The organism is Streptomyces sp. NPDC057694 (assembly GCF_042799415.1).
Classification (GTDB): Bacteria; Actinomycetota; Actinomycetes; order Streptomycetales; family Streptomycetaceae; genus Streptomyces.
Genome location: NZ_JBHVIX010000036.1, coordinates 67,640 through 84,721 on the forward strand (window position 1 = coordinate 67,640; position 17,082 = coordinate 84,721).

Sequence of the window (17,082 nt, forward strand, 5' to 3'; positions counted from 1 at the left end):
GAAAGGTCATCAACGATGATGCGACGCCGCACCACCCTGCTCTCCAGCTGCACCGCACTGGCCCTGGCACTCGGCGCGACCGCCTGCGGCGGGGGCGGTGCCGTCTCCGCGGGTGGCGGTGACAAGTCGCTCAGCGGCCAGACGGTCACCGTGGCCGGGGTCTGGTCCGGCAGCGAGCAGACGAACTTCCAGAAGGTGCTCGACGCCTTCACCGAGAAGACCGGCGCCAAGACCCAGTTCGTCTCCACCGGCGACAACGTCTCCACCGTCGTCGGCAGCAAGATAGAGGGCGGAGACGCGCCCGACGTGGTGATGGTGCCGCAGGTCGGCGTGTTGCAGCAGTTCGCGCGCAAGGGCTGGCTCCAGCCGCTCTCCTCGTCCGTGCAGAAGACGGTGGACGCCGACTTCGCGCACGTGTGGAAGAACTACGGCAGCGTGGACGGCCGTTTCTACGGCCTGTACTTCAAGGCCGCCCACAAGTCGACGGTCTGGTACAGCCCCCAGGCCCTCGACCAGGCGGGCGTCGCCCCGCCCAAGACCTACGCCGACATGCTGAAGGCCGGACGGACCGTCTCCGACTCCGGTCTGGCCGCCTTCTCGGTCGGCGGGCAGGACGGCTGGACCCTGACCGACTGGTTCGAGAACGTCTACCTCTCCCAGGCCGGACCCGAGAAGTACGACGCCCTCGCCGCGCACAAGCTGAAGTGGACCGACGCCAGCGTGGTCAAGGCGCTCACCACCCTGGGTGAGCTGTTCAAGGACAAGCAGCTGATCGCCGGCGGGCAGAAGACGGCCCTCAACACCGACTTCCCCGGTTCGGTGGAGAAGGTCTTCGGGCCGAAGCCGGTGGCCGGCATGGTCTACGAGGGTGACTTCGTCGCCGGGGTCGCCAAGGACCAGTACGGCAAGACCATCGGCAAGGACGCCGACTTCTTCCCCTTCCCGGCGGTCGACGACGGCAAGGCCCCGGTGGTCAGCGGCGGCGACGCGGCCGTGGTCCTGAAGGACGGGAAGCACCGCTCGGCAGGCATGCAGCTCGTCGAATACCTCGCCTCGCCCGAGGCCGCCGCCGCATGGGCCGGGGAGGGCGGCTTCCTCTCCCCCAACAAGAAGCTGAGCCTCGACTCCTACGGGGACGACGTCACCCGGGCCACCGCCAAGTCGTTGATCTCCGCGGGCGACTCCGTCCGCTTCGACATGTCCGACCAGGCACCGGCGGCGTTCGGCGGCACCAAGGGCAGCGGCGAATGGAAGATCCTCCAGGACTTCCTGCGCGACCCCTCCGACCCGAAGGCCACCGCCTCCGCGCTGGAGACCGCCGCGGCCAAGGCCTACCAGGACTGATCGGCCATGACCGCCACTCTCGTCAAGGACGCCCCCGCCCCCGCCGCCCCGGACCCGGGCAGGCCCCGGGCCAGGCCGCGGCGGCGCACGGCCGCCGTGCTGTTCGTGCTGCCCGCCCTGCTGCTGCTCGGCGCGCTCGTCGTCTACCCCGTGCTGTTCTCGGTCGGGCGGAGCTTCTTCGACGCCTCCGGCACCCGGTTCGTCGGCACCGACAACTACACCGAGATGTTCCGCGACCCGACTACGCTCAAGGCGGTCCGGAACACCGTCATCTGGGTCGTCGTCGCCCCCGCCCTGCTGACCGGACTCGGTCTCGTACTCGCCGTGCTCGTCGAGAAGATCCGCTGGGCCACCGCTTTCAAGCTGCTGCTCTTCATGCCGATGGCGGTGTCGTTCCTCGCCGCCGGCATCGTCTTCCGGCTCGCCTACGACGAGGACCCCGACAAGGGCGTACTGAACGCCGCGACGGTCACCGTGCACGACGCCTTCGCGGGCACCTCGCCGTACCCGACCGCCCGTGCCCGTGACGGCCAGGTCCTGGTCAAGCGCAAGGACGGCTCCTACCGGACCGGCGCGACCGCGTCGCCCGGCGGCACGGTGGACCTGCCCCTGGTCGGCGTCCTTCCCGGGGACCTGCCGTCCGGTGCCCGGCCGGCCGCGACCGCGGCCGCCCACCGAGCGGCCCCCGGCGAACTGCGCGGCGTCGCCTACCTGGACTTCACCCCCGGCGGCGGGGGTGCGCCCGGGAAGGTCGACCCCGGCGAAAGCGGACTGCCCGGCATGAAGGTGCAGGTGCTGAAGGACGGTGCGTCCGTGGCGACCACGACCACCGGCTCCGACGGTTCCTTCGTCTTCACCAAGCTCGCCCCGGGCTCCTACACGCTGGCCCTGCCCGCGTCGAACTTCGCCCAGCCCTACGACGGCGTCTCCTGGCTCGGCCCGACCCTCGTCACCCCCGCCATCATCGGCGCCTACCTGTGGATCTGGACCGGCTTCGCGATGGTCCTCATCGGTGCTGGGCTGTCGACCCTGCCGCGCGACGCGCTGGAGGCGGCCCGGATGGACGGGGCGAACGAGTGGCAGATCTTCCGCCGCATCACGGTGCCCCTGCTGGCCCCCGTACTCACCGTCGTCTTCGTGACCCTCGTCATCAACGTCATGAAGGTCTTCGACCTCGTCTACATCATCGCGCCCGGCCCGGTGCAGGAGGACGCCACCGTACTGGCCACCCAGATGTGGCTGGTGTCCTTCGGCGGCGGCAACGACCAGGGGCTGGGAAGCGCCCTGGGAGTGCTGTTGCTGCTGCTGGTGGTGCCGGCGATGGTCTTCAACGTCCGCCGTTTCCGAAGGAGCCAGCGATGACCGCCGTGCGCCGTTGTCTCAGCAGTGGCCTGGTGCAGGCCTTCCTCGTCCTGGTCGGCCTGATCTGGCTCACCCCCTTGGCCGGGCTGTTCTTGTCCTCGCTGCGCTCCTCCGAGGACACGGCGGAGGGCGGCTGGTGGACGTCGTTCGCCCACCCCGGTCAGCTGTCCTTCGACAACTACTCGGCGCTGCTGCGGAACACGGGCATGACCCATGCGTTCTGGAACACGGTGCTGATCTCCGTACCGACGACCGTGCTCGTCGTGGTGATCGCGGCACTCGCCGGGTACGCCTTCGCCTGGCTGGATTTCCGGGGCCGTGACGCGGTGTTCCTGGTCGTCGTGGCGCTGCTGGTGGTGCCCGTACAGATCGGGCTGCTGCCGGTGGCCAAACTCTTCGGGCAGGTGGGCCTGTTCGGTTCCATTCCCGGCGTGGTGCTGTTCCACGTGGCGTACGGGCTGCCGTTCGCGGTGTTCCTGCTGCGCAACTACTTCGCCGAGATGCCGAAGGAGATGCTGGAGGCGGCCCGGATGGACGGGGGCGGCGAGTGGCGCATCTTCTACCAGTTGGTGCTACCCGTGGCACGGCCCGCCATCGCCTCGCTGGCCATCTTCCAGTTCCTGTGGGTGTGGAACGACATGCTGGTGGCGCTGCTGTTCGCGGACAGCGACTCGCAGCCGCTGACGGTGGCGCTGCAGTCGCAGATCCGGCAGTTCGGCAGCAACATCGACGTGCTGGCCCCGGGCGCCTTCCTGTCGCTGATCGTGCCGCTCGTGGTGTTCTTCGCCTTCCAGAAGCACTTCGTGCAAGGGGTGATGGCGGGCTCAGTGAAGTAGCCCGCCGGGGCCCGGCCCCTACCGGAGCAGATCGTCGTGCCACCACCACTGCACCGAGGGAACGGGCAGCGGTTCGGCCGAGTCGTCGCTCGGCCGGGCCGCGAACCCGGAGGCCAGCGCCACCGGCTGCCCGGGGTTGCGGTAGCGGTTGGTGGACACCTGCCAGTCGAGGTTGGCCCTGATCCAGTCGCCCAGGGAAGCGGTGTAGCGCCGCTCGGCCGGCGAACTCACCGCGTCGGCCGCCTCCTTGAGCGCGAGGAACCGGCACATCACCCGGTCCCGCATGGCGATCGCGCGCTCCAGGGCGTCCTGTGCGGACAGCCCGTGCTCATGGGCGAGAACGTCGCGGAGGTTCTGGCCGTCGCCGGCGCGCAGCGACTCCTTGTGGTGGGAGGCGATGTCGTTGTCCCAGTCGACGACGGCGCAGGCCATCTCGGTGAGGGCGCGGGTGCGGGGGTGGTCCATGTCCGCCGCGGGGAGCTCGTAGCCCTCGGCGACGTCGAGGAGCGTCATGGTCGCCTTCACGGCTCCGCTCTGCAGGCGGGCCACCGCGTAGTCGTCCAGGGCCGGTATCTCTCCCCTGCTGCGGTTGGCCGCTTCCCACACCTGGAAGTAGAGGTAGCCGCGCAGTGCTTCCACCCACCGGTTCAACTGCGCCGGTGTGGCGATCTCCTCCAGGCGCAAGCGCAGGTCGCGCAGTGCGGCGAGGTAGCCGGTCTCGCCGTCCCGCAGCGGCCGGCCCGGCACCTCCGCAGCCCGCAGGAACCGGGCCAGTTCCACGACGAGAAGGTCGGGTCGGGTGCCGAGGGCGCCCTCGTCGCAGTAGGCGTCGTCGAAGGCGAACAACCACTGGTAGAAGTCCGCCACCACCTGGATGGCCTCGGTCCGGCCCCGGGGGGACACCCGGCCGACGAGTTCACCGACGCGGGCGTCCACCAGACGTTCGTACTGGTGGACGGAGTCGAAGAGGCCGAAGGACTCCAACCACTCCACGGAACGCAGGTTCACCTTCTCCCAGTCAGGGTGCAGCGCGGAGGGAAGCGGACAGAAGAAAGGCGGTACGGGAAGCGGGGTCACCTGTGGCATGGGGGGTTCCTCCCTGCTGGTCATACATATTCCGGTAAGCATATCGTTCGACATACGTGTGAATGTTCCCGTGCAGGCCCGGCTGCGGGCACTCGCTGCGGAACCGGAGCCGGGCTTTCGATCCCCGGTCTCCTCCACGGTCGGTCGTTCGACGGATGCCAGCGGGGTCGGCGTGCCCGCACCATGGCGAACAACAAGGCAGCCATGGCAAGCAAAGGGGAAGCATCCAGATGAACGACCAGCCACCGGAAGGTGACCACGAGAGCGGCGCCGACGTCCGCCGGCCCGTGCTGCACACCACTCTGCGCCGCCTGTTCACGCGGCTGACGCCCCACACGGTGCCGTGCGTCTTCCGGTACAGCATGGACGATCCGTTCGCCGTGGCCCTCGACGTGGCGCCGACTCCAAGGACATCGGTGACCTGGACGGTGGCCCGGGACCTCTTGGCCCAGGGGATGACGCGGCCCAGCGGTGAGGGCGACTTCCGGGTGTGGTCCTCCGGCGCGCATCAAGACGCCGACCGGTGTCTCTATTTCAGCCTCGACCGGCCCGCCGGCCATGTGACTTTCGAGGCGGACCTGCTCCCGATACAGAGCTGGCTCGACGCCACGTACGAGCTGGTGCCCTCGGGCAGTGAGAGCGATCTAGTCGACTGGCGGGCACTGGAGGCGAGTCTGCTGGGGAACTGACCCGGCGACCAGAACACCGGGGGTCAGAACACCGACGGGCTCGCCATGAGCAAGAACTCCACCGGGGCGTCGGTCTCGTTCAGATAGCGGTGCGCCAGCCCGTAGCCGAAGGTCACGGCCTCACCGGCCCGCACGGTACGGACCCCTTCGGCCATCTCTGCGCTGAGTGTGCCGGCGAGCACGTAGGCGCACTCCACCGTGGGCCGACTGCTCCGTTCCTCACTGGTGACGTCGCCGGGCTGTAGCACCGCGCGCAGTACTTCAAGGCGCCCGCGGGACGCAGCGATCCGCTCGTAGCGGACGATGCCGGGCGGTGGCTGCACTGTCGCGCCCTCGCCGGGCCGGCTGACCGCCACCGACGCGCTCTCGTCGTCGGCGAACAGGTCGGCCATGGCCACGCTGTGCACCTCCGCGAGTTTGCGTAAGGTCGAAAGACTCGGTTCGGTCACCCCCCGCTCCACCTGACTCAGAAGAGTGGGCGACACCCCGGCCGCAGTGGCCAGAGCGCGCAAACTGAGGCCTCTCGCGACACGCATGCACCGAAGTCGACTGCCGATCATCGCCATCCATCACGTGTCGTCGCCGACCGCCATCTGCCGCCGCTCATGTGTCAACAGTCACTGCGTCAACGCATGTTACGACCGCCGTGCGCCGGCTTTCCTGCCGAGAATGTGTGAATCCGAGTTTATCCCCTCAGCTCTTCGGTAGTGAGCAACTGCTATCGCTCGCGCTCCCATTCAAACGCCGTGCCCCTGTCCCGCAAGGCATGAAGCGCGTAATGGTGGCGGGATTTGACCGTTCCCACGGGTATGTCGAGGAGTTGGGCGGTCTCCCGCAAGGTGTGTCCCGACAGATAGACATGTGTGAGGACGGCGCGATGTTCGGCGCTCAGCGTCCGCAGCAGGGCGTGTGCCTCCATGGCCGCCAGCGTCACATCGGCATGGTCGGGCTGCCAGGTGTCTCCGTCACCAGGGTCCTCCGTCACGGTCTCGTGGCGGACGTAACTGCTGCGAGTCCGGTCGATCGCCAGGTTCCGCGTCACCTTCAACAGCCAGCCGCGCACGGAACCCCCGCCGCTGCGCAGCTTGTCCCCGTGGTTCCAGGCTCGGATGAGGGCCTCCTGGACGATGTCCTCGGCCAGGTGGCGGTCGGCGAGGAGCCGCTCGGCATAGGCGACGAGCGCTTTACGGTGCTGGCTGGCCAGGGTGTACACATAGGTGTGCGAACGCAGTGATGTCGCGGCTCGGGAGTGCGCGGTCGTCTTCATGCTGTGGTCCTGAGGTCGCGGGTGGGAGCGCGCTAACCGCCGTGTACCGTCACCGTCAAGGTTCCGGGAACGACTTCCAGCAGGCAGCGCTCGGGCAACGGTGTCCACCGGGGGGCGGGCTGGGGCCAGCCGGTGGAAGCGACGGCCACGCTGCCGTCGTCCTCGCGGTAGTGCAGTCGGAAGTAGTCGGGACCCCGGCGGGCGATGACCGCGGAATCCGGGTCGTGCTCGGTGTAGGCCAGCAGGCCGTCGGGGGTGAGCAGGAGGCAGTTGAGGCTCACGAACCCCTTGGCCAGGGACCGGATGTCGTCAGCGGCCCCCATGACGGCCTTCACCGGGCTCATGCCCTCGTCCCAGCGGCGCCGGATCGCCAGGTGGAAGCGTTCGCTGTCGGTGTCTCCGACGGCGGTCGCGAGCAGCTGAGGGCCGATGACATCGTCGAGCGCGCTCGCCGGGTCGAAGTCGCCGTTGTGTGCGAAGGCGGACCGGCGGTCGCCGAAGGGATGGGTGTTGCCGGCCGCGACCCGGAAGTCCTGGCTGGCCATGCGCAGGTGCAGCAGCGCCGCGTCGGTGACGGTGTCGGCCAGGAGGCCGCGCAGACGGGGATCGGTGTCGCCGCGGGCGGTGCCCTTGGCGATGTCCACGGCTGTACCGTCGCGGGTGCGGTGGGCGACACCCCAGCCGTCCGCGTGCTCACCTGCCAGGGCGAGGAAGGAATCAATGTCCTCGGCGACCAGATCACCCAGAGCGGTGGGTCTGCGGGAGACCACACCGAGAAGTCGACACATGTCCGGGTACGCCCTTTCGTGAGTTCTGCCGTTCGTACGGGCTCGTCGTCGGTGACGCGCCGCCGGGGACGCTCTAGCGGGCCGCGGCCCTCGTGCCCGGTCCGCCCAGCCGGCGCCGGAGGCCGTCGGCGGCAGCGGCCAGCGATACGTTGACCACGACGAACACCAGCGCCACGACCAGGTAGCTCTGGATGACCGTGTGGTTGTACTCGCCGAGCACCTTGGCGGAGTTGAGAAGTTCCAGGTAGCTGACGACATAGCCGAGCGTGCTGTCCTTCAGCAGGCGCACGAGCTGGCTCACCAGCGCGGGCGCGGACTGCCGCACGGCCTGCGGAAGGACGACGAGCCGTAGGCACTGCCAGTGCCCCAGGCCCAGCGCGTATCCCGCTTCGCTCTGCCCCACCGGCAGGGCTCGCACGCCCGACCGGAAAATCTCCGCGAACACGGCGGCATTGGTGAGCACGATCGGCCACACCAACTGCCAGAACAGCGGCAGTCGCAGGCCCATCTCGGGCAGGCCGAGCAGGAAGGCGTAGATCAGCAGGAGCAGGGGGACGGCGCGCAGCACCTCGACGTACCAGCCGGCGGGCCGGCTCAGCAGCGGGCTGGACGACAGGCGGGCCAGGGCCAGCAGCACGCCCACCGGCAGCGCGATCACCGCGCTGACGAGGGTGACCTCTACGGTCGCCCACAGACTCGTCAGCAGGTAGCGGATGACCGGCCACTGCGAGAACAGATCCCATTTGTCCGCGGAGAGCTGGCCGTGCACGGCGAACTGCCGAAGCGCGACGGCGGCCAGGGCCGCGAAGAGCAGGAGCGACAGGGCGGTGGCCAGTGCGGCGCGGCGGCGGGCCCGCGGCCCGGGAGTGTCGAAGAGCTTCAGATCGTCGTCGTCGGCGAACCGGCCGAGGCGGCGGTGCGCGGCCGGCGGGCCGGCGGCCGACGGGGCAGGCGGCGCGTCGGTGGGCCGTGGCGCGGAGGCGGTCTTCATGTCCGTACCGCCAGACGCCGGTCCAGCGCGGTCGCCCACCGGCCCACCCCCAGGGTGAACAGGGCGTAGCACAGGGCGGCCACCCCGAAGGTCGCCAGCGGATGGGCGTACTGCTGGTCCAGCAGCACCGTCTGCCCGGTCAGTTCCTCGGTGACGCCGACGGCGGCGGCGAGGGAGGAGTTGAGGACCACCGCGATCAGCAGGGAGGCCAGGGGCTGGAGGACGTGGCGCAGGGCTTGCGGCAGGACGACGTGCGCGAACGTCCGGCCGGACGTCATACCGAGAGACCGGGCCGCCTCGATCTGGCCCGTGGGCACGGCGCGGATGCCGGCGCGTACCGTCTCGCAGAAGAACGCCGCCCAGTACAGCCCCATCGCCGTGACGACGGTCCAGAACAGCGGGTACAGCACCCCGATTTCCGGCAGCCCGAAGACGAACAGGGTCAGCAGGACCAGCAGCGGCACGCTGCGGACGATGTTCACGTAGAGATGGCCGAAGAGCCGCAGCGTGCCGACCGGGCTGATCCGGCAGACCGCCAGGAGCACCCCGGCGACCGCCGCGAGCAGGAACGTGCACGCGCTGATCTCCAGGGAGACCAGGAGCCCCTTGCCGAACACATCGAGGTGTGAGGTGATGACGTCCACGGAAGTCAGCCGATCTTCGGCGGCGCCGGCACCGCTCCGGGCACGCGGGTGCCGATCGTGTGCTTCCAGACCTGCGCCCAGGTGCCGTCGGCCTCGATCTTCCGCAGCCAGTCGTCGACGAACTTCTTGAAGTCGGGCCGGTCGAGGGGCAGTCCGATGCCGTAGGGCTCGGTGCTGAACCTCTGAGCCAGAACCTTGACGTCCGGGCTGGTGACGGCGTTGCCGGCGAGCACACCCTGGTCGAGTACGTAGGCGTCGGCGCGGCCCTGGCGCAGGGCCTGGAGGCACTCGGTGTTGGTGTCGAAGAGCTGCACCTTGGCGGAGGGCACCTTCGCCTTGAGGACGGACGCCGCGGTGGAACCCGACTCGGTGGTGACCGTCTTGCCCGCCAGGTCCTTCAGCGACGTGATGTCGGCGTCCTTCTTCACCTGGATGGCCAGGCCGTCCTCGTAGTACGGGCCGGCGAAGTTGACCACCTTGGCCCGCTCGGGGGTGATGGTGTACGTGGCGAGGACGACGTCCACCGCGTGGTTCTTCAGCAGGGCTTCGCGCGTGGTGGCGGTGACGTTGACCAGCTTGGTGCGGGGTGTGCCGATGATGTATTTCGCCAGCAGGCGGGAGAGCGCGGCGTCGAAGCCCTCGACCTTGCCGGTGGTCGGGTCGAGCAGGGAGAACAGGGCCGCGGTCTGGGTGCCACCGACCACCAGGGTGCCCCGCTTCTTGACGGCCGCGGCGGTGGAGCCGGCCGGCAGCAGGGAGGCGTCGGCCGGCTTCTCCTTGGCCAGCAACCGGTCGATGTAGTCCGAACCGGCTGTGCCGGCCGCGGTGGAGCCGGCCGGTGCGCCCGGCACCTTCGCCGATCCACCGGAGCCGCCGGAACATCCGGTGACCAGAGCTGCGGTGAAGACCGTGAGCAGCACGACGGTGCTGCTCAGGGCGGTACGGCGCGACGATCTGGTCGTGAGCGACATGAGGGTCTCCGAGTAGGGGGACGTACAGCGCGGAGGACGAGACGGGGGGTGCCGCCGCCCCATCGGCGGGGGAGCTAGGCGGGGCGGCGGCACGTCAGGGGACGGACCGGACGGACACAGGGTGTCTCGCGGACCGTGACCAGGGGATGGCACCGGCGGTCAGCGTCTGAGCACCTTCGACAGGAAGTCGGCAGTGCGCTGATTGCCGCGTGCGGTGAAGAGCACGTCGGGCGGGGCCAGTTCGGGGACACGGCCTCCGTCCATGAACACTACGCGGTCGGCGACCTCGGAGGCGACCCTCTCAGGTGTGACCACGGTCATGGTGGTGTGGCGACCGTGCCGGTGTCGGCGTGGATACGTACCGGGATGCTCCCACCCTGCGGAACGAGTCACTCCGGTGACACGTATATGACCTCCGGAGGTCGTCTTCAGGCCATTTACGCGGTACCGGAGGATTCGGCCCCGGACCTGTGCGAGCCCCACCGCACGGCGGCCGGCTGCGGGGTGCGCAGCACTGTCGGGCCGGGCGATCGAGGCCACCGGAGCTCCTGTTTGCAGGGGGAGAGCGGACGTTTTACAGAGGGAGAGCGGACGAACGGTTTGCGGTGCACAACATTTGACCGGTGTTCGGGAGGCCGTGTCCAACGGGGATATTTTTTGCCACACATCGAATTCCTTTATGGTTACGGCATGTTGGACGTGCATCAGCTCCGGGTGTTGAAGGAGGTGGCACGAACGGGTTCCTACACGGCGGCCGCCTCGTCGCTCGGATACACCCAGCCTGCCGTCAGCTACCAGATGCGCCGCCTGCAACAGGCGGTGGGCGCACCGCTGGTGGTGAAGGCGGGACGCGCACTGCGCCTGACGGAGATAGGCGCAGTCCTCGTACGCCACGCGGACGCCGTCTTCTCGACCCTGCGGGCTGCGGACCAGGAGGTCGCCCTGGCTCTGGCACGGGGCAGCGGGCTAGTACGCATCGCCGCCTTCCAGAGCAGCTGCGTGACGCTGGTGCCCGAACTGGTCGCGCGCCTGCGTGCCCGGCATCCGGAGGTCCGGGTCACGGTGGTGCAGGCCGAACCCGCCGACGCGCGCCGCATGGTGCGGTCCGGCGAGGTCGACCTGGGACTGCTGTGCAACTGGGAGGGCGATGACCTGCCCGAGGGCGAGGGCGCCATGCTGCGGACCGAACTGATGCGGGACCGCCGCTGCGTGCTGATGCGGGAGGACGATCCGCTGGCCGCACAGAGCACGGTCGACCTGATCGATCTCGCCGACTACCCCTGGGTGATGGAGACTTTCCGGGACCGCTTCCTGGCCGCCTGCGCCACGGCGGGTTTCCAGCCGTCCATCGTGGCGAGCGTGGACGACGTGAGCGCCATCCAGGCACTGGTCGCCTCCGGACTCGGCGTCAGCCTGGTCAGCGATATGGCCCTGCACACGCATCTGGCGTCGGGCCTGGTCCGTCGCCCGCTGCGCCCCTGGCCGCTGCGGCACACCTACGCCCTGCTGTGGCCCGACATGGCAGGCGTTTCGGCGGTCCAGGCGGCTCTGGAGGAGACGCGTGCGGTGGCCCGCTCCTTCGAGCAGGACGGATTCCCGGAGACATGAACACCACACACCCCTGACGTTCTGTGGTGTGCACCCTGTGGTGTCCGGGTGGTCGTGTACTCTCGCACCACTCGTGGAGCGGCCGGTGACTCTCGGTGTGTTCACGCGGCGGGCAACGTGGCCCGCTCACCCCCCTCAGCCGCACATGGCCCACGTGGCGAGCGTCGCGCGCACCGGTGGTGCCCCGCTTGAAGACACCCCATCGACTCGAAGGAGTTCTCCGTGCCTCTGCGTCCGTTCGCCCTCATGGCGTCCGCCCTGCTCGCGGCCTCGCCCCTCGCTCTCGGCGCACCGGCGGCGGCGTCGGCACCGGCGGCGGCGTCGTCGTCCGCGTGGACCGGCGGCCGGTCCTGCTCCCCCTCGACCGACATCACGGGATTCTCGGACGCGCTGAACAAGACGACGCTCGCCGGGGCGCAGGTGGGCGAGCTGTCCGGCCTGGCGGTCGACGCCGGCGGACGACGGCTGCTCGCCGTGGGGGACGAGTCGTCCCTGTACACCCTGGACTCCCGTACCCTGCGTCCGCTGACCGTCCGTCAGCTCGCCGACGGTGCGGGACAGCCGCTGGACTCCGAGGCGGTGACCGTGGACCGTGACGGCACCCGCCTGATCGCCTCGGAGACCGAGCCCTCCGTCGTACGTTTCAGCCGTTCCGGCAGGTACCTCGGCCGGCTGGACACCCCGGCTGCCCTGCGGATCGCCCCGGCGGGCCGGGCGACCGCCAACCAGACCTTCGAGGGGCTGGCCCTGCTGCCCGGCAGCCACACCCTGGTCGCCTCCATGGAAGGCGCCCTGGCCGGCGACGACAGCGGTGTGCGCCGCTTGCAGACATGGCGCCGCACGGGCGGCTCGGGCGAGTTCCGCCCCGCGGCCCAGTACGCGATGCGGGTCGACGCCGGTCTGAACATCTCCGACATCGCCTCCACCGGCGACGGCCGGCTGCTGGTCGTGGAGCGCGGCTTCACCGCGGGCGTCGGCAACACCGTCCGTCTCTACCTGGCCGACCTGGCACGCGCCTCCGACGTCCGGGACGTCACCACCGTCAGCGCCGGCTCTCCTGTCCGGACGGCCCGAACCACCCTCCTCGCCGACATCGCCGACTGTCCCTCGCTGGGGGCCACCGCCCAGCAGCCCCAGCCGAACCCGCTGCTGGACAACATCGAGGGCGTCACCGTCCTCGGCCGCACCCACGACGGCCGCTTGCGCCTGCTCCTGGTCAGCGACGACAACGGCAACGCCACCCAGGTCACCCGCCTGTACCGGCTGACGACGCGCATCTGACCGCTGCCCGCTCGTGCCCACCGTCGCGTGAAGGCGGTGGGCACGAGCGTGCGCCTCGTCCGGGTCAGCTCAGCTCGTCGGCCAGTCGGTCGGCGATCTCACGGGGCGAGGGCATGGCGGCGATCTGCGCCGCGGCCCGGAGGGCGTTGTCGCGGTACTCGGGATTGCCGAGCACCTCCGCCACCGCCTTGGCCACCATCTCCGGGTCGTTGGCCGGCGGCAGCACCGCGATGCCGGTGCCGGAGCTCGTGACGGCCGCCGCCTGGAGAAACTGGTCGGCGCCCTGGGGCACGACCACCAGGGGCAGCCCGCGCGCCAGGGTGCCCAGCGTCGTCCCCGCGCCGCCGTGCGTCACCACCACGGCGATGCCGTCCAGCAGCTCCGCGAGGGGGGCGAACCGGGTGACCTCCACGTGGTCCAGGTCGCTGCCGACGTTCTCGTCGGTCGCGGTCAGGGCGAGGGTGGCGAGGACGTCGACGGTCGGCGCGAGCGCCTTGACGAGCGGCCGCAGGACCTCCGGCTGGGCGAAGTGGGTACCGAAGGAGAGCAGGGCCTTGGGCCGGGATCCGGCGGCGGGGGCCGCACCGGGGGCCGCGGTCCCGACGTGCTCGGGAGTATCGGGGCCGCGGTGAGCCTCCGGGCGCAGCGGCGTCCAGCCCTGCGGCTGCTGCCAGCCCGGCGTCTGCAACAGCTGGGGGCACGGGTCGAGGTGCCAGAGGGGCGTCGGTACGGCGAGGCCGTGCTTCTTGTGGCGGGCCTCGGCGACGGAGTCGAAGACCTCGCTGAACTCGTCGGGAAGGTGCGGGCCGAGAGCCAGCTTCGCGAGCGGGACGTCCAGCGCGGCGGCGACGAACGGGCCGACGAAGTCGGTCGCCTCCGAGACGATCAGGTCGGGGCGGAAGCCGCGCGCCGCGGCGACGGCCTCGTCCGCGCTGAGGTCGATGCGGACGCCGGCGAAGAGCTCCGCCACGGCTTCGGGAGTGGGCTCGGTCGCGGCGTCGGCGCCGGTGCGGCGCAGCGACTCGGCGAGCAGGACGGGCATCTCCGGTCCTGCGGCCAGCAGCTCGAACCGCTCGGCGGCGACCAGGGACGCATAGGACGCCGCCGTCAGCACGGCCACGTCGTCACCGCGGTCACGGAACGCACGGGCGAGGGGAAGCTGCGGCAGCAGGTGACCATGTGCCGGAGTACTGGAAAAGAGAATACGCATAAAGCCAGTCTAGATGCTCAAACATGTTCATACGTGTGCAGGTCCCGCCCCGGCGCACCCGCGTGGTGTCGCTGGGCCGGGACCTTTCGTCACCGCACGAGCCGGGCGTAGGCCCGCAGTTCCTTCGTGAAGATCCCGGGCTGCTCGAACGCGGCGAAGTGGCCGCCGGCGCTGATGTCGTCGTTGAAGTAGACGAGGTCCTTGTAGGCCTTCTCCGCCCACACCTTCGGGGTGCGCACCAGCTCCGCGGGGAAGACGCTGACGCCGACCGGCAGGTCCAGCACCGTCAGGTCGTGGTTGTCCTGGTAGAACTCCCAGTACAGACGCGCCGACGACGCACCGGTGTTGGTGAGCCAGTACAGGGTGATGTCGTCGAGCATGCGCTCGTAGCCCAGCACGTGCTCGGGGCGGTGGTTGCTGTCCGTCCAGTCGGTGAACTTCTCGTAGATCCAGGCGGCCTGTCCGGTGGGGGAGTCGGCGAGTCCGTACCCCACGGTCTGCGGGCGCGTGCCCTGTTCCTGGAAGTAGCCGGAGCCCTGCGCGCCGAAGACCTTCTGCTGGGCGATGGCCGCCTGTTCCGCCGGCGTGCTGTCCCCGAGGGGGGTGTTGGTCAGCATGAACTCCGGCAGGTTCAGGTGGACGCCGAGCAGCCCGGACGGACGCAGCTTGGCCATCTGGGTGGTGACGGAGCCGCCCCAGTCACCGCCCTGGGCGATGTAGCGGTCGTACCCCAGACGCCGCATCAGTTCGACCCAGGCGGCGGCGATGCGTGTGGTGTCCCAGCCGGTCTGGCCGGGTCGGTCGGAGAAACCGTGACCGGGCATGGAGGGGATGACGACGTGGAAGGCGTCGCGGGCGCTGCCGCCGTACCGGGTCGGGTCGGTGAGCGGGCCGATGACATCCAGGAACTCGACGAAGGAGCCGGGCCAGCCGTGGTTGAGGATGACCGGCAGGGCGTTCGCGTGCGGGGAACGGACGTGCAGGAAGTGGATGCCCAGACCGTCGATCTCGGTGCGGTACTGCCCCAGCTTATTCAGCCGGTTCTCCAGGTCGCGCCAGTCGTAGCGGGTGCGCCAGTAGTCGACGAGGGTGCGCAGCCGGTTGATCTGCACGCCCTGCGAGACATCGTGGACCGTCTCGGCCTCGGGCAGTCGCGCCGAGGCCAGCCGGCGCCGCAGGTCGTTCAGCGCGCTCTGCGGCACGCGAAGGTTGAACCGCTCGATGTCCTTGCCCGCCGGCGGCAGGGTCAGACCGGCGACCGTCGCGGCCTGCGCCTGCGGGGCGCCGACACCGAGGCCGACCGACAGGGCGGACGCCGCTCCGGCGAACGCGGTCGTCCGCAGGAAGCCACGGCGGCTGCTCCCCTGCGGCGCCTGCTCGATGGCGGCCGCGGGGGATGCGGCGGGGTGTGATCCTCTGAACACGGTCTCTCCGTAAGTATGGAAAGTGAAGGGATAAGGGACTGCGGCACCACGTCGCGGCGGCTCGCTCTCAGCCGGAGGCCGTCAAGCGGCCGCCGCGGTAGGCCCGCAGGCGGTGTGGGTCGGATGGGGGCCGGCGCATGGCGCGGCGAGTGCCCTGTGGCTCGGCGGACGCCGCAGGGAGCAGGGGCGGCACGGGCGACAAGGCGGCGGGTGGGCCGGACTTGAGCCTTTTCTGATATGCGCGTGGTGACACGCCCAGCCGGTTGGTGAAGGCGCGCCGCTGGGCTTCCAGGCTGCCGAAGCCGGACCTGAAGGCGGAGTCCGTGACGGACAGTCCCCTGTCCAGGAGTCGGCGGGCGGTGTCGAAACGGACCTGTTCCACGAACTTGGCCGGGGTCGTGTGCAGTTCCTCCTGGAACAGCCGGGCGAGATGTCTCGGGCTCACCGCCACCTTGGCGGCCAGGTCGGAAAGCGAACTCTGTGCGCAGGGGTCGGCGACGATCTGCGAAGTGAGCTCGCGGACCAGGGGGTTGACCGGAACGGACGCCGTTTCGGATGCGCCCGTCCCGTACCCCGCACGCTGATCCGGCGTCAGGTCGCATCCCGGGCCCGCGCTGTGGCGTGTCACGTCGTCCCGGTCCCGGTCGACGAGGGCCAGGGCCAGTGCCCTCGCGGCGCCCTCGCCGGCCGAGGTGAGGAGACCGCCGTCCGTGGCGAGGGGCGTCTGGGAGACGATCTGCGCCGACGGATGCAGTTCCTGGAGGAGGTGGGCGTACCGCCGGTCCGTGGTGACGCGGCGCCCGTGCAGCAGTCCGGCGGCGCCCAGGACGAAGGGCCCGGAGCCCGTGGTGGCCAGCCGACAGGCCTGACCCGCGAGGTGCCGCGCGGCCGAAATGTGCTCACGGGTGGGCAGGTGGTGGATCAGGTCGTCCCCGGCGAGGAGGACCGCCGTGTCCACCGGGCCGATGTCATGGGCGTCGGCCGCGACAGTGAGCGGGAGGCCGCTGCGGGTGGCGATGTCCTTCCCGTCGGGGGAGCAGACGACGAGGTCGTAGACACCACCGTGACGGCATGCGTCCGCGAGCAGTTCCGACACAGTGGCGACGTCGATCAGCGACACGCCGTCCACCACCAACATGGCGATCCTGCGATGCGTGGCCGCAACCGGGTTCAAGCCGTCCATGCCGCGATCCTAAGAAGCATTTAAGTGACATGTCAATTATCTCTGGCGATCACAAGTTGTTGACGTGTCACTTAAATTCCTTCTAAGGTGATGATGTCACGGCGCCGGTCGCCGGGCTTCTCCAGCGCTGGAAATGAGGGCCCTCGCCGTCATCGGCACGTGACGGACCCTGCCCGCCGGACCGAACCTCGAAGACGCATTCCCGCCGCACCTGTCCTGATTCGCATGACCCCGGCCCTGATACGAGTGTTTTCCGCCGATACATCACGACAGTTTGCTCACTGACCCATGCCATGACCGACAAGGAGCCTTCCATGGCCGGTAATCCCCGTAACATCGCTCTGGAGCCCGCTGCGCAGGCGTTCGTGGACGCGACGTCCGAGCCGCCGTTCCTGTAC

At 69.8% G+C, this 17,082-nt stretch carries 17 protein-coding genes; 6 read left to right on the top strand and 11 right to left on the bottom strand.

The features are described 5' to 3' along the window. Positions 1-15 precede the first annotated feature (15 nt). The 3 genes from ACFVDP_RS40795 to ACFVDP_RS40805 are packed head-to-tail and all read left to right on the top strand — an operon-like array spanning position 16 to position 3,542. Positions 16-1,344, top strand: a complete 1,329-nt coding sequence (locus ACFVDP_RS40795; RefSeq protein ID WP_383501878.1) for an ABC transporter substrate-binding protein — start codon at positions 16-18, stop codon at positions 1,342-1,344. 6 nt (positions 1,345-1,350) lie between these two features. Next, complete coding sequence (locus tag ACFVDP_RS40800) at positions 1,351-2,706, top strand: ABC transporter permease subunit (protein ID WP_383501881.1); 1,356 nt, start codon at positions 1,351-1,353, stop codon at positions 2,704-2,706. After that, positions 2,703-3,542, top strand: coding sequence for a carbohydrate ABC transporter permease (locus ACFVDP_RS40805; RefSeq protein ID WP_383501884.1), 840 nt, complete (start codon positions 2,703-2,705; stop codon positions 3,540-3,542). The genes ACFVDP_RS40800 and ACFVDP_RS40805 overlap by 4 nt, the downstream gene beginning before the upstream one ends. An 18-nt stretch (positions 3,543-3,560) precedes the next feature. Here the strand turns inward: ACFVDP_RS40805 and ACFVDP_RS40810 are convergent, their stop codons facing one another. Next, positions 3,561-4,628, bottom strand: coding sequence for a terpene synthase (locus ACFVDP_RS40810; protein ID WP_383501888.1), 1,068 nt, complete (start codon positions 4,626-4,628; stop codon positions 3,561-3,563). Positions 4,629-4,858: 230 nt separating this feature from the next. On the opposite strand from ACFVDP_RS40810, the gene ACFVDP_RS40815 reads away from it, so the two are divergent. Further along, positions 4,859-5,317: an SsgA family sporulation/cell division regulator gene (locus tag ACFVDP_RS40815; RefSeq protein ID WP_383501890.1), complete on the top strand. Its 459-nt coding sequence runs from the start codon at positions 4,859-4,861 to the stop codon at positions 5,315-5,317. 23 nt (positions 5,318-5,340) lie between these two features. Here ACFVDP_RS40815 and ACFVDP_RS40820 read toward each other — a convergent pair whose 3' ends face one another. The 7 genes from ACFVDP_RS40820 to ACFVDP_RS40850 form a co-directional block, all read right to left on the bottom strand. Continuing rightward, complete coding sequence (locus ACFVDP_RS40820) at positions 5,341-5,883, bottom strand: helix-turn-helix domain-containing protein (RefSeq protein WP_383501893.1); 543 nt, start codon at positions 5,881-5,883, stop codon at positions 5,341-5,343. A 152-nt stretch (positions 5,884-6,035) separates the two neighbouring features. Next, positions 6,036-6,584: a sigma-70 family RNA polymerase sigma factor gene (locus tag ACFVDP_RS40825; protein ID WP_383501896.1), complete on the bottom strand. Its 549-nt coding sequence runs from the start codon at positions 6,582-6,584 to the stop codon at positions 6,036-6,038. A 32-nt stretch (positions 6,585-6,616) separates the two neighbouring features. Then, the gene (locus ACFVDP_RS40830; protein ID WP_383501899.1) at positions 6,617-7,372 is read right to left on the bottom strand and encodes a class II glutamine amidotransferase; all 756 of its coding nucleotides are present in this window, start codon (positions 7,370-7,372) and stop codon (positions 6,617-6,619) included. 73 nt (positions 7,373-7,445) lie between these two features. Further along, positions 7,446-8,363: an amino acid ABC transporter permease gene (locus ACFVDP_RS40835; RefSeq protein ID WP_383501902.1), complete on the bottom strand. Its 918-nt coding sequence runs from the start codon at positions 8,361-8,363 to the stop codon at positions 7,446-7,448. Further along, positions 8,360-9,007: an amino acid ABC transporter permease gene (locus ACFVDP_RS40840; RefSeq protein WP_383501905.1), complete on the bottom strand. Its 648-nt coding sequence runs from the start codon at positions 9,005-9,007 to the stop codon at positions 8,360-8,362. Before ACFVDP_RS40840 ends, ACFVDP_RS40835 begins: the two co-directional genes overlap by 4 nt. A gap of 5 nt (positions 9,008-9,012) precedes the next feature. Beyond that, on the bottom strand, positions 9,013-9,978 hold the full coding sequence (locus ACFVDP_RS40845; RefSeq protein ID WP_383501908.1) for a glutamate ABC transporter substrate-binding protein: 966 nt from the start codon (positions 9,976-9,978) through the stop codon (positions 9,013-9,015). A 159-nt stretch (positions 9,979-10,137) separates the two neighbouring features. Continuing rightward, on the bottom strand, positions 10,138-10,293 hold the full coding sequence (locus ACFVDP_RS40850) for a hypothetical protein (protein WP_383501911.1): 156 nt from the start codon (positions 10,291-10,293) through the stop codon (positions 10,138-10,140). 375 nt (positions 10,294-10,668) lie between these two features. Between ACFVDP_RS40850 and ACFVDP_RS40855 the strand changes: the two genes are divergently transcribed. Continuing rightward, positions 10,669-11,586, top strand: a complete 918-nt coding sequence (locus tag ACFVDP_RS40855; protein ID WP_383501914.1) for a LysR family transcriptional regulator — start codon at positions 10,669-10,671, stop codon at positions 11,584-11,586. Between the two features lie 246 nt (positions 11,587-11,832). Next, complete coding sequence (locus ACFVDP_RS40860) at positions 11,833-12,867, top strand: esterase-like activity of phytase family protein (RefSeq protein WP_383501922.1); 1,035 nt, start codon at positions 11,833-11,835, stop codon at positions 12,865-12,867. Between the two features lie 64 nt (positions 12,868-12,931). On the opposite strand, the gene ACFVDP_RS40865 is transcribed toward ACFVDP_RS40860, so the two are convergent. From ACFVDP_RS40865 to ACFVDP_RS40875, 3 genes are all read right to left on the bottom strand, one after another. Then, positions 12,932-14,077 carry a glycosyltransferase gene (locus ACFVDP_RS40865; RefSeq protein WP_383501917.1) on the bottom strand — a complete coding sequence of 382 codons (1,146 nt, stop codon included), beginning with the start codon at positions 14,075-14,077 and terminating at the stop codon, positions 12,932-12,934. Positions 14,078-14,166: 89 nt separating this feature from the next. After that, positions 14,167-15,384 carry an epoxide hydrolase family protein gene (locus ACFVDP_RS40870; protein ID WP_383501925.1) on the bottom strand — a complete coding sequence of 406 codons (1,218 nt, stop codon included), beginning with the start codon at positions 15,382-15,384 and terminating at the stop codon, positions 14,167-14,169. Between the two features lie 184 nt (positions 15,385-15,568). Next, positions 15,569-16,684 (bottom strand): GlxA family transcriptional regulator, encoded by a 1,116-nt coding sequence (locus tag ACFVDP_RS40875; protein ID WP_383501919.1) that lies wholly within the window; start codon positions 16,682-16,684, stop codon positions 15,569-15,571. Positions 16,685-17,082 lie beyond the last annotated feature (398 nt).